This is a genomic window from Gilliamella sp. WF3-4 (genome assembly GCF_001690275.1).
In the GTDB taxonomy this organism is placed as follows: Bacteria; Pseudomonadota; Gammaproteobacteria; order Enterobacterales; family Orbaceae; genus Gilliamella; species Gilliamella apicola_C.
The window spans coordinates 106155-120606 of the sequence record NZ_LZGW01000022.1; the positions used below are offsets into that span (position 1 = coordinate 106155).

15 protein-coding genes and 2 pseudogenes are annotated in these 14452 nt (G+C 33.4%); 11 read left to right on the forward strand and 6 right to left on the reverse strand.

The window, feature by feature from the left end:
* Positions 1 to 7 precede the first annotated feature (7 nt).
* Positions 8 to 2314: a zinc/cadmium/mercury/lead-transporting ATPase gene (locus A9G47_RS05945; protein ID WP_065642417.1), complete on the reverse strand. Its 2307-nt coding sequence runs from the start codon at positions 2312 to 2314 to the stop codon at positions 8 to 10.
* Between the two features lie 333 nt (positions 2315 to 2647).
* Here A9G47_RS05945 and A9G47_RS05950 point away from each other — a divergent pair, with 333 nt between their 5' ends.
* The 9 genes from A9G47_RS05950 to A9G47_RS05990 all read left to right on the forward strand — a co-directional run bounded on the left by A9G47_RS05950 (position 2648) and on the right by A9G47_RS05990 (position 8528).
* Positions 2648 to 2998 carry a hypothetical protein gene (locus A9G47_RS05950; RefSeq protein WP_065642418.1) on the forward strand — a complete coding sequence of 117 codons (351 nt, stop codon included), beginning with the start codon at positions 2648 to 2650 and terminating at the stop codon, positions 2996 to 2998.
* 199 nt (positions 2999 to 3197) lie between these two features.
* Positions 3198 to 3695 (forward strand): CPCC family cysteine-rich protein, encoded by a 498-nt coding sequence (locus tag A9G47_RS05955; RefSeq protein WP_065580349.1) that lies wholly within the window; start codon positions 3198 to 3200, stop codon positions 3693 to 3695.
* An 85-nt stretch (positions 3696 to 3780) separates the two neighbouring features.
* Positions 3781 to 4218: a hypothetical protein gene (locus A9G47_RS05960; RefSeq protein WP_065642419.1), complete on the forward strand. Its 438-nt coding sequence runs from the start codon at positions 3781 to 3783 to the stop codon at positions 4216 to 4218.
* 123 nt (positions 4219 to 4341) lie between these two features.
* On the forward strand, positions 4342 to 4824 hold the full coding sequence (comJ, locus tag A9G47_RS05965) for a competence protein ComJ (protein WP_065568106.1): 483 nt from the start codon (positions 4342 to 4344) through the stop codon (positions 4822 to 4824).
* A gap of 64 nt (positions 4825 to 4888) precedes the next feature.
* Positions 4889 to 5302 carry a DUF6985 domain-containing protein gene (locus A9G47_RS05970; protein WP_065642420.1) on the forward strand — a complete coding sequence of 138 codons (414 nt, stop codon included), beginning with the start codon at positions 4889 to 4891 and terminating at the stop codon, positions 5300 to 5302.
* A gap of 273 nt (positions 5303 to 5575) precedes the next feature.
* The gene (locus A9G47_RS05975; RefSeq protein WP_065580353.1) at positions 5576 to 5962 is read left to right on the forward strand and encodes a hypothetical protein; all 387 of its coding nucleotides are present in this window, start codon (positions 5576 to 5578) and stop codon (positions 5960 to 5962) included.
* 35 nt (positions 5963 to 5997) lie between these two features.
* A complete protein-coding gene (locus A9G47_RS05980) occupies positions 5998 to 6279 on the forward strand; it encodes a hypothetical protein (protein ID WP_065588104.1) in 282 nt (93 codons plus the stop codon).
* A gap of 352 nt (positions 6280 to 6631) precedes the next feature.
* Positions 6632 to 7015 (forward strand): hypothetical protein, encoded by a 384-nt coding sequence (locus A9G47_RS05985; protein WP_065642421.1) that lies wholly within the window; start codon positions 6632 to 6634, stop codon positions 7013 to 7015.
* A 301-nt stretch (positions 7016 to 7316) separates the two neighbouring features.
* Positions 7317 to 8528: an MFS transporter gene (locus tag A9G47_RS05990; protein WP_065568101.1), complete on the forward strand. Its 1212-nt coding sequence runs from the start codon at positions 7317 to 7319 to the stop codon at positions 8526 to 8528.
* A 64-nt stretch (positions 8529 to 8592) separates the two neighbouring features.
* Here A9G47_RS05990 and ypfJ read toward each other — a convergent pair whose 3' ends face one another.
* Positions 8593 to 9447, reverse strand: a complete 855-nt coding sequence (gene ypfJ / locus A9G47_RS05995) for a KPN_02809 family neutral zinc metallopeptidase (protein WP_065568100.1) — start codon at positions 9445 to 9447, stop codon at positions 8593 to 8595.
* 222 nt (positions 9448 to 9669) lie between these two features.
* Here ypfJ and A9G47_RS06000 point away from each other — a divergent pair, with 222 nt between their 5' ends.
* Both A9G47_RS06000 and proP read left to right on the forward strand, forming a co-directional pair.
* Positions 9670 to 10551 carry a DMT family transporter gene (locus A9G47_RS06000; protein WP_065642422.1) on the forward strand — a complete coding sequence of 294 codons (882 nt, stop codon included), beginning with the start codon at positions 9670 to 9672 and terminating at the stop codon, positions 10549 to 10551.
* A 351-nt stretch (positions 10552 to 10902) separates the two neighbouring features.
* Entirely contained in the window at positions 10903 to 12408 is a 1506-nt protein-coding gene (proP, locus tag A9G47_RS06005) for a glycine betaine/L-proline transporter ProP (protein WP_065568098.1), read from the forward strand.
* 261 nt (positions 12409 to 12669) lie between these two features.
* On the opposite strand, the pseudogene A9G47_RS06010 reads toward proP, so the two are convergent.
* The 4 genes and pseudogenes from A9G47_RS06010 to A9G47_RS14210 form a co-directional block, all read right to left on the reverse strand.
* Positions 12670 to 13020 (reverse strand): annotated as a pseudogene (locus A9G47_RS06010) (hypothetical protein); the annotation flags it as partial.
* A gap of 119 nt (positions 13021 to 13139) precedes the next feature.
* Positions 13140 to 13493, reverse strand: a pseudogene (locus tag A9G47_RS06015) (hypothetical protein); the annotation flags it as partial.
* Between the two features lie 204 nt (positions 13494 to 13697).
* The gene (locus A9G47_RS06020; protein WP_065642127.1) at positions 13698 to 13916 is read right to left on the reverse strand and encodes a hypothetical protein; all 219 of its coding nucleotides are present in this window, start codon (positions 13914 to 13916) and stop codon (positions 13698 to 13700) included.
* A gap of 8 nt (positions 13917 to 13924) precedes the next feature.
* On the reverse strand, positions 13925 to 14098 hold the full coding sequence (locus tag A9G47_RS14210; protein WP_176700645.1) for a YlcI/YnfO family protein: 174 nt from the start codon (positions 14096 to 14098) through the stop codon (positions 13925 to 13927).
* Positions 14099 to 14452 lie beyond the last annotated feature (354 nt).

Sequence of the window (14452 nt, forward strand, 5' to 3'; positions counted from 1 at the left end):
AAAGTTGTTAACTTTTATTTTTAAATCTTAAAACTCGAAGAGCATTTGCCGTCACAATCGCAGTTGTGCCTGAGTCGGCTAACACAGCGAGCCATAGTCCAGTAAAGCCAAATAAGCTAGTAATTAAAAATACTAACTTAACCCCTAATGCAATCGTAATATTTTGTTTAATATTACGACGGGCAAAGCGTGTTAAATGAATTAATTTAGGTAAACTAGACAAGCTATTTTTAGTTAATGCGGCATCGGCAGCTTCTAATGCAACATCTGTGCCTCCTCCCATAGCAATGCTAACCGTTGCGGCTTTCATTGCTGGTGAATCGTTAATACCATCGCCCACCATAGCAATTGGCATGGTATTACGAATTCTTTCAATTTCAACCAATTTATCGGTTGGTAATAGCTCGGCGCGATAATCCATTCTTAATTGAGAGGCAATGGCTTTAGCTGCTCGTGCATTATCTCCTGTTAACATTAAAGATTTAAGTCCAAGCCGATCAAGTTCATTCATTGTCGTAATTGCATCTGAACGCAGTACATCTTGCAATGCAATAATGCCTATCAATTGCTGGCTTGTCACTGCAACTACCACTGTTTTACCTGCACTTTCAAGCTCCTCAATGATTTTGGCGTGTTCATTATTTAAAGGTAGTGAAACGGTTGCTATTTTGTTTGGTGAAACGATATAAAAAGTCTTGTGATCAACTTCGCCTTGAATACCAACTCCTGCAATAGCTTTACGATTATTAGCCTCATTAATGCTTAGTTGATTTTGTAATGCATAATCAACAATCGCCTTAGCAATGGGATGATGTGACCCACTTTCAATTGCAGCAACTAATGTTAATAACTGTTCTTTTGTTATACCTTGATTAATTACATCGGTTACTTGTGGTTGACCTTTGGTTAAGGTGCCTGTTTTATCAAACGCAATCAATTTAACAGAGCCAATATGCTCTAAAGCCGCACCACCTTTAATTAGCACGCCTTGTTTTGCGGCATTAGATAAAGCCGATGTTATTACCGCTGGTGTTGATATAACTAGTGCACAAGGGCATCCAATTAATAATAGTGTCAAGCCACGATAAAACCAAGTATACCAATCAGAATTAAGTAATAATGGTGGCACAATAATTACTAATAGTGCAAACAAAGCAATTGCTGGCGTGTAATAGCGGCTAAATTTATCAATAAAACGTTCAATAGGCGCTTTGCGCTCTTCGGCATCTTCAATGAGTTGTAAAATGCGATCAACCGCATTTTGTCCAACTTCTGAAACTACTTTAAGTTGAATCGTATTATCAACCACTAGCGATCCCGCCAAAATCTTATCACCAGAAAGATAATTAATCGGGATAGATTCCCCTGTTAATGCGCTTTCATCTATATTGGCTTGTTCGCTTATTAAAATGACATCGGCGGGTAAACGTCCACCCGATGAAATTTCAATAATATCATTGGGTTTTAAACTATGGCTAGCAACAGTTTTTCGTTCGCCATCAATAATTATCACAGTTTCTTCTGGCATTAATTTAGCAAGTGATGATATCCCCGTTTTGGCTTTATTTGTTGCTATGCTTTCCAGCATTTCACCAATCATAAATAAAAAAATGACCATGGTGGCTTCTTCTGCTGCACTAATAAATAATGCACCAATAGCCGACACACTCATCAACGACTCAATAGCAAATGGTGTACCATTACGTGTTAAAATCCATGCTTCTTTCAAAATAGGAATTAACCCTATTATTGCCGTTGCCATAAATGCATATTCGCCAACGGTTTGATTACATAATAACAGGATATAACTCATCACAATTAAAGTTCCTAATACAACTAAAGGGATTAGTGCCTTTTTGTCAAAATGATGATGATCGTGATGATGCGAATGGTTATTGGAAGGCTCGAAAATAGGTTTATAACCCAACTCGATAACTTTATTTTCAATTAATTGAATAATTTCCTGATTTTTTTTGGGAACAAAAACCATTAATTTTTCGGTAGAAAATATCATCTTTGTTTGGCTAACATTGGGTAAGGTTTTTAAACCATTTTCAATTTTTTGAGCGCAACTGGCACAATCCATACCGGCTATTTTCCATGTTAATTTAACATGTTGGCTTTGCCTATCAGGATCTTCTGGAGGATCGTCAAAGCGACTTTGGGATTTGGTAGTATGTGTATCTCCTCCGCAACAAGGCGTGGATTCTTGATGACAATTTATATCATCAGGTATCTGTATATGATTGTGCGCTATATTTTGACAATTACCATGACAACTATGATGGTGTATGTATTTGTTATTATATAACATAACATTACCTACGTGAGTGGATGATTTTGATTGTACGCTAAAAAATAAAAAAGGAAATTATTTTTATTTTCATTATGTGTTAAATAAGGAGGATCAATTAAAAATGAGTTGAGCAAGTATGTTGTAGTTGAGTTGGATGAGTTGTTTAATTTTTTTAGTCATTATAAATGGCTAGTTTACCAAACATTTAGCTAAATCTATAATCGTTATTTTTGTGATGTAATTACCCTATGTCTTATTGATGATAGGATATTAATTTTGTTTTATTATGTAGATTCCAACCCTAATCGTTTTTCAACTTACTATAAACAACGTGAGGACTTTCTATAAATTATGAAATTTATTTATAGCAATGATAAGGCAAGGGCTCTTCATTGGGCGCTTTGTGAGAAAAAGCGAGCTCCTTTTATAGAGTTAAGTAAGATTAATAATCAATACACTAATATTTTTTATGATATAACAAATTATCATATTTCTTTAGAAGAAATCTCTAATGATATAAAAAAATTATATTTAGCCTACCTTGAGTTTTTTATGCTTTCCGACCCTATGATTGATGAGTTGTATGATCAATATTATTTTTTTAATTTAATAGTAAAAAGTGAACATGCTAGTTTTTTTGCGGAAAAATTATATGACTATCTTTTGTTTAAATTAGATAATTTCAACCACAATAAAACTTAATACTATCAATGATGAAGGAAAATCACATTGAAGCTTTACAACATATTTAATGATATCAAAAGATTGGTTTTAAATAGATGAACCTAAATCAAAGTAACTTTAATTGTGACATATTAAATAACATTTAATTTTGCATAAAATCATGAAATAGATAGGTTAATTTATACGTGAGAAATGGAATAATGATAGGGCATTTGCAATGAAAACACTTAGCCGTAAACTTGCTTTAACACAATTAGCTATTAATATGATTATACAATATCCAACAAAAGAGATTGAGAATATTCTCTTTGCTGATTACCTTGATGAGCATGGTCAATCTTTAACATATACAAGTATTTTTGATGGTGCCGTTCAAACATTTTTATTGGACTATTTTATTGATATTAAGCTGAAAGGATATTCTAATCACTATTTAAAAAAATACATTAGTGATTTATATAATGAACCTATCACTATTATTGGAGATGAAGATATTTTGCATATATGCCCATGTTGTAGCTATTTAACCTTAGAACATCAAGGGCAATACGATGTTTGCCCATTATGTTCTTGGGAGGATGATGGCACTTTGTATCATGAGTTAGATAAATACAGTGTAGTTAATCATTCAACTTTAAAGCAATATAAAGGAAAATTTGAAAAACAAAAAGTTAACTTCATTAATATTCCATATAAATCAGGTAATGATAATTAATAACAATTGTATAAAACGAGTATTTCAGGGTACATACAACAAAATGCTTTTTGATATCTATTTATAAGTATTAAAGGATGATTAGATGACTAAAATATTGGCGTTATGGGATAGGCAAACACTACCGATAAAAGATGGCATTTATTTTGCCACTGGTGATTCAATTTCTTTTACAACCCAATTTTATCCCCAATTATTTATAAAAAAGGGGAAGCCATTTAATTTGAATCTTTTTTTGAGCGAAGATCCTGATAATATAACTAGTATTGATATCATCAAAAAAATAACCCTAAATGATGGTAATAACTGCTATTTAGGAGAGGGGAGTTATGGCTCTGAAGGTTTTATCGCCTACTTAACACCAGAAAATGCTTTAAAATGGGTGATCTATTTTGAAACATCAAATCCATTTATTAATGCAATTGAACTACCTAACAATTTCCTTATGGTACAATCCAGCGCTAATTTTAAAATAACTATCGAATTAAATAACCCAATTAACCCTGTTTTATCTAAGAATTAGCAATAACAATCCTAACATAGAATGTCATTCTACAATAAGCCAAATATTGATAATATATATTACTTATAATAAATATTATTTTTGATTTGATGATTTTATCAAATGTAAACGCGAGTATTATTTATGAGGCAAAATAACCAACAAATTGTGGATTTGTTAATATCAAATAGTCAAATTTTAGTCAGATCCAAACCGTATTGTGAAACGTTGTCGCAGTGGGGGCAGAAAAACATTGAGCAAGGTGCAGTGATTCATCGTGATTATGCCATTTTTGATCCGTTACCTGATGATACTTTCGGTGCAAATGTTTTTTTAACATTAGCAGATAGTTTTACAATAGATACCCAAACCTTACGATGTATTGCTATTCCTTTTTACACCCATCATGAATATAGCGTTGAAGTTGCCTCTGCTACAGAAAAGTTTACCATTGACTTACCATTAAGTGCGCCATTGTATTCGCTGTATTATGAAATTTGTGAAAGTGATGAAGTTTTTTATAAATTTACTTTTGTAGCTACCTCAACCCCAATCGTCGCACACTATATGATTGATGACGAATGGGGAGGAAAAAAACAAAAAATAATTCAATCAGGAGTACTATAATTCCACCTTTGCTATGATTGGTTCTAATTTATAGCCTGTTGTTAAAGCGAATAAAGAACAATAAATGAAAAAGAAAAATAGCCAAAACACCATAAGCTATGTTGTCGAAGACGAAGGCATCGCAGTAGATATTATTTTGCCCCGCTTTGGCCAGCAACCTATCCCAGTTATTTATTTGGAATCATTTGAGTATAACAAGCAAATGAAAGATGCTATTGATTTCATTACATCCCATCAAATTGAATTATACAACATCATCAATAATGAAATGACGACTTATATCTCTCAAGTTTATAATCAAGATGGTAATAAAGCGCTATCACAAATTTCATTAACTAAAATTTACATCTTGCTAGATGAAAAAGATGAGTACGGCTTAATGTTTGCGTGGTCAGGGGATAGTGAACATGGTATAGGTATTAAAATGAAAAACATGTCAATAGTAAAAATAGGTGTTGCTGAAATCGCATTTTTATAAAGAAAGTTTGCTATTAGGAATAGAACATGATCAAAAAGCAATCCCTTCTTTGTAAAATATCATGTGAAAAATTTGCAATGCTTTCAAATATTATTAAAATAATATTATTTAGCTAATTACTTGAATTAATATACTTTAATGCTCCGAATTGGAATTAAGTTAGCATAATGAAGTTGTAGTCAAAAAATATTGTGCTGAATCTTGGCTAATTAGCTTAATTATAAGTAACTTAATTATCAGCAACATAACCGTTAAAATCTAAAATTAAGCAAGATGTATGAACTAAAAAAACTATGTCATGATTTACATTTACCAAGTGGTGATAAATTCACTCAAGATTGGGCGTATGAATTGCCAGAGCAATACCGAACCGAAGAATGGTTAGATAGATATATTCGTGCTTATACTCATTCAACTTATTCAAAAACACAAAAACGTATATTAATGACTTTGATACTGGATGTCACGAATGATTTAGTTTCATCAGGTATTAGTGTATCCACCTTAACGATTAATCAAGCCCTAAAACTTTTATTGCAGGATTATAATTATCATATGGAACTAATTGAGTATTGGTCATTATCTGACGAACCATTAGCGGACTGTTTTGCGCTAACTCCTGAAATAAGAAAGCTAAAAATGCAATTAACTAAAAAATAATATCCACTATCATCAATTTGCCTGCGAGGTTGATTATGCAACGAACGACTAATCTATCTGATGATGAATTAAAACTGATACAAATGCGATGTGAGAAAGCAACGGCAGGACCTTGGATCTCTTATCTTGAAGGTCGCGATCATAACAGTGGCAGTAATTTTATTATGACAGGTGATAAAAATAACCGCGGTGAAGATATTGAACTTATTGGTGCAACTATTGCCGATCAAGAATTTATTGCTCATGCTCGACAAGATATACCAAAATTAATTAATGAAATTAGAAGATTAAAGAAGTTAATTGCAAGTTCTACATAATATTACCTAAACACATAAATGAAAGAACAACGCTTGATGAATTTACCATAGTGGGGGCTACTACTTATTACCTATATTCTTTTTCAACGCATTTATAGATTAATATAAATTGATAGAGAATCTTGGCAGATTAAAATGTTTTTAGTGAATGGATTAGCGATGGAAATATTTGTAAACCAACAGTAATGCAACAAAATCAATGAACACTATTTTCATGGTAAGATGCAGTATTCAATGTGACTATTTAAGCTTATTTTACGACTATTTTGTGTACTTTATTGCAATGAATAAAACCATTATAACGGCTTAATATATTATAATTGTTAATATCATAAAAAACACAAATAACCCAATGAAAAATTATTACGCATTTGAAAAGTTAAACCCAAAAGAATTTATATTAGGAGCAGAAAAACAGCATATATTTCTTAATATGTTAGATATCGTATGCAAGGGAAATTTAACTTTATTTACGCAATCTTTTTCAAATTTTGTTCATCTATTTCAAAGTGATAGCTTTTACATAGCACATAACCTAGTTTTCTATAAAGGTAAAAAAGCTATATGCAAAGGGCATGTTGTGAAAGCATTAAAAACTCAACTTATTGATTTTATAGAATATGCAATTAATCATGATGATCTTCGTTCATTTTTAATAACGCCTATTATAGCTAATCCAAATAACAAACAGGTTTTTTATCTTACGGAGGAAGGATTTTATTTATACGAAATATAAATAATTTAAGTGTTTTCTAAATTTTAGTATAACGATAAGTGGTGATCATTACTTCTTTAATTTTTACAATCTGGTGTGACTAAATTCTTAATGCCCCGCCATTTTTGCAAACAGAGTTATCATTACCATATAAACATAATAAATCCTATATTAATAAAAGTAGCAAAATCTAAAGGCATATTTGTCAGTAAAGTGAGGAAAAATACGTTGCCTTATTTATTTTTAATTTTATTACGTTTATATTAAATTTAAGTATATAATTGGTCAAAATCCCTTTAATCTAATTCTTCAGTGTATTTTTATGACTAATATCTCTTCGTTTCGCCAAAAGCAAAGCGTTATTTTTGTTGCTTTTTTAGTCACTACATTTGTTGTTGGAATTGCTGGTGCTTTACAAGCCCCCACATTAAGTCGGTTTTTAACTTTCGATGTTAATGTTAATTCACGTCTGGTTGGGCTTTTTTTCTCGGTTAATGCCTTAGCCAGTATTGTTGGGAGTTTTCTATTGGCTAAATATTCCGACACAAAAGGCGATAGGCGTTATATTGTTATCTTCTGCTGTTTAATGGGCGTAGCTAACAGTATCACTTTTGCGTTTACGCGCCATTATTTGATATTAATTACCTTGGGCGTTTTATTTGCGGCGTTATCGTCGGCTGCTATGCCACAAATTTTTGCATTAGCGCGTGAATATGCTGTTAAAACAGGGCGTAATGTTGTGGCATTTAATTCGCTTATTCGGGCTCAACTTTCATTGGCTTGGGTGTTTGGTCCACCAATCTCATTTGGTTTGGCTATTAATTTTGGTTTTACGGCAATGTATTTAGCTGCCATGGGTATGTTTATGGTGGCGATGCTATTTGTTGCTGTATTTTTACCTTCAGTTGAAAAAAATCCTACCTCATCAATAAATAACAACCTAGATCTAAAAGTAGCAAATCAACCACTTTGGCAGAACAGAAATGTGCTATGTTTACTGTTATCTACTGTATTTATGTGGGCTGCGAATATGATGTATATCATCGATATGCCACTTTATGTTGATGAAGTCTTACATTTGCCTGATTCTTTACCTGGCGTATTAATGGGGCTAGCTGCGGGTATTGAAATTCCAGTAATGCTCATCGCTGGATATTTAGTGCCTTATTTAGGTAAACGAAATCTGTTTTTTATTGCGATTACTTGTGGGCTAATTTTTTATACTGGTTTGATTCTTTGCACTGATAAATATGCTTTATTAATACTACAACTTTTTAATGCATTATTTATTGGGATTGTTGCAAATATTGGTATTATTTACTTTCAGGATCTATTGCCAACTCGAATGGGGGTCGCATCGACTTTATTTAATAATGGTGTCATTTTTGGCGTAATTATAGCTGGAATGTTGCAAGGGGTGTTATCTGATATTTATGGGCATAAGATTATTTATTGGGTTGCATTGATTATGGTGGCAATATCGTTGTTATTTTGCCTGTTGGTTAAAAAAGACACTGCTAGCCAAGTCAATTAAAGGCGAACGAGTAACCAAAGTTAATAAGTAATCATTAACGCATAGCCTATTCGCCTTTTATTATCTATTCCGTAAAGGTATTGCATTGGTTGATTGCACCACTATCAAACCCACGTTTAAACCACGTGTAACGTTGTTCAGATGTGCCATGTGTAAAACTATCGGGTACAATGCGCCCCTCGCTTTGCTGTTGTAAGCGGTCATCGCCAATGGCTTTTGCAGTGTTTAACGCTTGTTCAATATCGCCAACTTCAAGAATATTCTCTTTTTGCATGGCATTCCCCCACATCCCCGCGTAGCAGTCGGCTTGCAATTCTAACTTAACGGATAATTTATTATCGATATTTGCTTGGCCTTGCTTTAACCGCTCCACTTGGTCAAATGTTCCAAGCAAATTTTGCACATGATGACCAATTTCGTGAGCGATTACGTAACCCTGTGCAAAATCACCTCCACCGCCCAGCCGTAGTTTTAACTCTTGATAGAACGAAGTATCAAGGTAAACAGTTTTATCAATACTACAATAAAATGGTCCCATAAAAGCTTTACCCATACCGCAAGATGTTTGGGTTGCGCCATTATAAAGCACTAATTTAGGAGGAGTGTAGGTTTTACCTAAATGTTGAAATTCTTGATGCCAATAATCTTCAGTGCTTGCTAAAATGATTGATGTAAATTTGGCAGCATCTTCATCATTAATTGAATATTGGTTTGAGCTTTGTTCAGTGCTATTTGTGTCAATAAGATCTGAATTTAGTAGCCCTGTTAAATCAACACCATAATAGCCAGCAACTAATACCACCAGCAATAACGCAACTTTACCTTTACCACCAATAGGGATTCGAGCACCTGAATCACCAATCGATTGTGAGCGACGATCTTCAATATTATCGCTTTCTCTTTGGTCTCTCCAACGCATAGTCATTACCTTTGTTAGTTTTTATTCATTTTAGATGATAACAAGTAAGGATTCTAGATTAAACTGATGTTATCGTTGCAATTTGAAAAACTTAATAATAAATAACCTGCTTTACAATCTTTACGATGAGTAAAGCATTTGTTCTCAAAAAAGTTATTTCTTATTATTTTTAGGTATATAATATCACTATCACAGTGTTGTTTAATATTCAAAGGTATTATCATGCCATATTTATTGCTGACATTAGCGGCTTGTTTTTGGGGCGGTAATTATGTGGTGGGGCGAGTTTTAGTTACCCAAGCCGATCCCATGGTGATATCTGAAGGGCGTTGGGTTATTACTGCGCTGTTACTATTGTGCCTTTATTATAGCCAAGTGCGTAGCGACTTATCCAAAATTAAAAAGTCAATCTGGCCAATATGTTTGCTAGCTATTTTTGGTCAAATTATATTTCCATTAGCGCTATATATTGGGCTTCAATATACTTCATCGCTCAATGCGTCAATTTATTTGTCAGCCACACCTGGAATGGTTTTAGTAATGAATAAATTACTATTTAATGATGCAATTTCAAAAAATAATATTTTAGGCGTTTTGTTCAGTACTATGGGGGTTATTTATCTTATTCTGCAAGGAAATATCGCCAATTTAAGCGAGCTCAGCAATATTAATAAAGGTGATTTATGGGCGATGGCTTCAGCAATAAGCTGGGCTTGCTATAGCGCATTTTTACGGTTAAAAGATAAATCGATATCAGGTAATGCCTTTGTGACTGTGAGTGCCGTATTAGGCTCGGTAATGTTGTTGCCTATTGCGTTAGTCTATTTTTATTTTCATCCTATTGAGAACCTTGCTCATTATACTGATACGAGTTTTTTGCTTGGCTTATTGTATATTGCCGTTTTTGCATCTTGGCTTTCTTATTTATTTTGGAATAGAGGCATTGTGGCTATTGGTGCAACACGAGGGCAAATATATACTCACATTATTCCTTTGTCAGCAGGCATTTTCAGTATTGTCTTTTTACATACACAAGTTGCGTATTTCCATATTGTTTCGATCATATTCATTGTCATTGGGATCTATTTTTGCTCAAAAAGATAAATTGCTAACTCAGCATAAAATAGTGTGTAAAATATTTAGTATTAGTTGGTTAATTAGCCGAATATTTACAATATCATGTTATTTTGCTATAGTTAGCACTCAATTTTCACGAAAAGGAATTGTTTTGTTGTTATTTAGTAGAAATCAAGATAGACAATAAAACATCGGTTTTTGCTTTTTTATTATCCTCATTTTTTATCTTTGCTGTATTTTTGCTTCAATTTTAATTAGCTGATAAACACATTTTTAATGTGTAATCTAAAAAGTACGTTCTTTGTGTATTAAAAGGTAACCGTTTACCTTGTTGCATCATTCCTTTTTTATTCTTTGCATGTAAACAGGCGGTATTTTATGAAAAAGACAAAAAGATCCAAAAACAAACCATTAAATATTAACGATATTACCATAATTGATGATAACAAGTTAAAAAAAGCCATTACTGCAGCAGCGCTCGGTAATGCGATGGAGTGGTTCGATTTTGGTGTGTATGGCTTTTTAGCTTATGTGTTAGGGCAAGTGTTTTTTCCTGATGCATCGCCTAGTGTTCAAATGGTGGCGGCATTAGCCACGTTTTCGGTCCCGTTTTTGGTCAGACCATTAGGTGGGGTGGTTTTTGGTATGCTTGGTGATAAATTTGGACGCCAAAAAGTACTATCCATCACTATCATCATTATGTCGTTAAGTACTTTTTGTATTGGCTTAATTCCTTCTTACGCTTCAATTGGCATTGCTGCACCGGTGTTATTATTGTTAGCTAAATTTGCGCAAGGGTTTTCAATTGGTGGAGAATATTCTGGCGCAGCGATATTTGTTGCCGAGTATTCGCCAGACCGCAAACGTGGTTTTATGGGGAGCTGGTTAGATTTTGGTTCTATTGCTGGTTTTTTAGTGGGTGCGGGTTTAGTGGTATTGTTATCAAGCATTCTTGGCAAAGAAGTGTTTCATAACTGGGGATGGCGAATTCCATTTTTATTTGCCCTACCATTAGGATTGATTGGGCTTTATTTACGTCATGCATTAGATGAAACGCCTGCATTTCAACAGCATACTGATTTAATGGATCATAATGATCGCAATCATATTGAAAATCAACCTAAAATGACATTTAAACAGATCATTACAAAATACTGGCGGAGTTTGCTTATTTGTGTAGGGCTGGTGATTGTGACCAATGTGACTTATTACATGCTATTAACCTATATGCCTAGTTATTTATCTCACAATTTAAATTATGATACAGATCATGGCGTGTTAATTATTATAACCATCATGATTGGTATGTTATTTGTGCAACCATTGATTGGTTTTATTAGCGACAAAATCGGTCGAAAGCCATTTATTATTGGTGGTAGCTTAGGGTTATTAATTCTTGCTTATCCTGCATTTGTTATGATCAACAGCGATATTATTGGGCTTATTTTTTTAGGATTGTTGATTTTGGCTATATTACTTAACTGTTTTACTGGTGTTATGGCCTCTATTTTACCTGCTATCTTTCCAACCAGTATTCGTTACAGTGCGTTGGCTATATCTTTTAATATTTCGGTATTGGTGGCTGGTGCTACACCAACAGTTATCGCTTGGTTAGTTGCAGAAAGTCATAATTTATATATGCCAGCTTATTATCTAATGGCTGTGGCATTAGTTGGTTTACTTACTGGCATAAAAATGAAAGAAACCGCTAATCGACCATTGCGTGGCGGAACGCCTGCGGCATCTGATCGGTCAGAAGCAAAAGAAATTTTATCAGAACATTTTGATTCGATTGAACATAAGGTCGAAGATATTGATGAACAGATTGAAACATTGCAAGAACAGCGCCAAAACTTAGTCGATCAGCATCCTAAATTAGATTAATTTTTGTTGCGTAATTTTAGTGCATCCGAGTTAAGACATTTTCAGTAACTAACTCGGATTTTTTTATAATGAGATTATGTAAGCATAACAAACCTAAAATTTTACTCAATGATAACGACAAAATATGAAACAGAACATGATAAGTAATAATAGAATGATGAGATAAATGGGATATAACAAAATAAACAGGGAAATAATGAAATTGTTTTTTGAAAAAGCGTTACAAAATATGAAATAAAAAAGTGCTTAAAAAATTTCGCCCTTGTGAGATTGGCATAGCTCACGGTAGCCTATGCCCATTTGAGACATACTTTCAAGAGCTTCCTCTCCGAATTCTTTTAAATTTTGAATATCTAAATCAGCTTTCTGTACAGATATGCCTAATAAATTACAAAATTCTTCCCAAGTTCCTTTTAACTCCAAACCGTTTGGAGTTTTTTTCCCTGATAAATTACGATAAAGCTTGTTTTCTTTAACAAAATTTAATTTAGAAGCCCAAACGGTTTGGGAAAATTTTTCAAAAGCATCAGCCATTTGAGCCTGACCTAAAAGCTGGTTAACTAGGTCACGATCCTCACTATATTCACTTTGAATTGTGGTCATAGTATTCATTACATCATTAATCCCTTGCTCATCAATTGCAGGTAGTTCAATTGATTGTTTTGTGGGGTGGGATTTGCTTTGCGTACTATATTTTTGACTCCTAATTTATTAACACTTTGTAAATGCATTAATTTGCGATATTGATGTAATTCGCGATATCCGATACCTATGCGGGACATGGATTCAAGGGCTTCTTCGCCGAATGATTTTAGGTTTGCTATATCTAATTCAATTTTGTCTCTAGATGAACCGAGTAACAGACAAAAATCTTCCCACGTTCCTGAAAATAGCGAACCGTTCGCGGTTTTCATTCCTTTAAGTTGTTGATATAGTTTATTTTCACGGATAAAAACCAATTTAGATGTGCGAACCGTTCGCGAAAACTGTTCAAAAGCATCAGCCATTTGAGCCTGACCTAAAAGCTGGTTAACTAGGTCACGATCCTCACTATATTCACTTTGAATTGTGGTCATAGCATTCATTGCATCATTAATTCCTTGTTTATCAATTGTAGGTAGTTAATTGTTTCTTTTGCTTTGTGTGCTATATTTTAACTAATTTAATTTATTAATACTTTGTAAATGCTCTAATCGTTCTAAATATTTTTCGTCTATAAGCCGATCTAAAGCTATGCTTGCCGATGCCCCCCTCACGAACCAAAGATTCAAACTCATTAATTAGTTGAATTAGTAAGTCGGCATATTCTTGATTACCTTTGAATACACAATTGATTCATACACATTATTGACAGCTTGACTAACTTTTAAGGTATTTCCTAGTAACGCTAACGAAAATAATTGTATTCTTTGCATAGCAATAAATTCGCCTGCGATTTGAAAGCTTTCAGTTATGAATTCTTTTTCAATATCTTCAAGTGCGGAATCAAACTCTTTCAGTATAGTCATGTTAATCCTTATTTAAGTTGCTGTTTGCGTTTTCGTCTTTTAATCTCTGTTTTCATTGCGTTAACAATAAACTGAGATGTGTTTTCATTAGGTTCTTTAACTGTCTCCATTTTCTCCATTATTTCGTGAGGAACCCGAGCAGCTATATTTTGTGACTTATTATTTATTCTATCTGTTGGCATATTTCACACTCCATAAGTGTCGAACAGTTTATATTAATAAAAATAAAAAAACAATATTGACATGTTCGACACTTGGTAATAATATCTGTTCGACACCTAATTATTTTTTAGGTCCTAAAACAACAATAGCCCGAAGCGTCCTACCGCTCCGAGCTATCTAACCATAAACATTACAAGGGGTAATGAGTATGGCTATTCGCAATAATACCGTATCGCCTACATTTGGGCAAAATAAAATTTTTACTTTTCTAACAGTGAATACACTTCCTATATTACAACGTATTCAAGTTCGTGCCAAAACCGAGGCAGAAGCTAGAGCTATGTACGCCAAAGTCGGTGTTGAATTGATTCTAA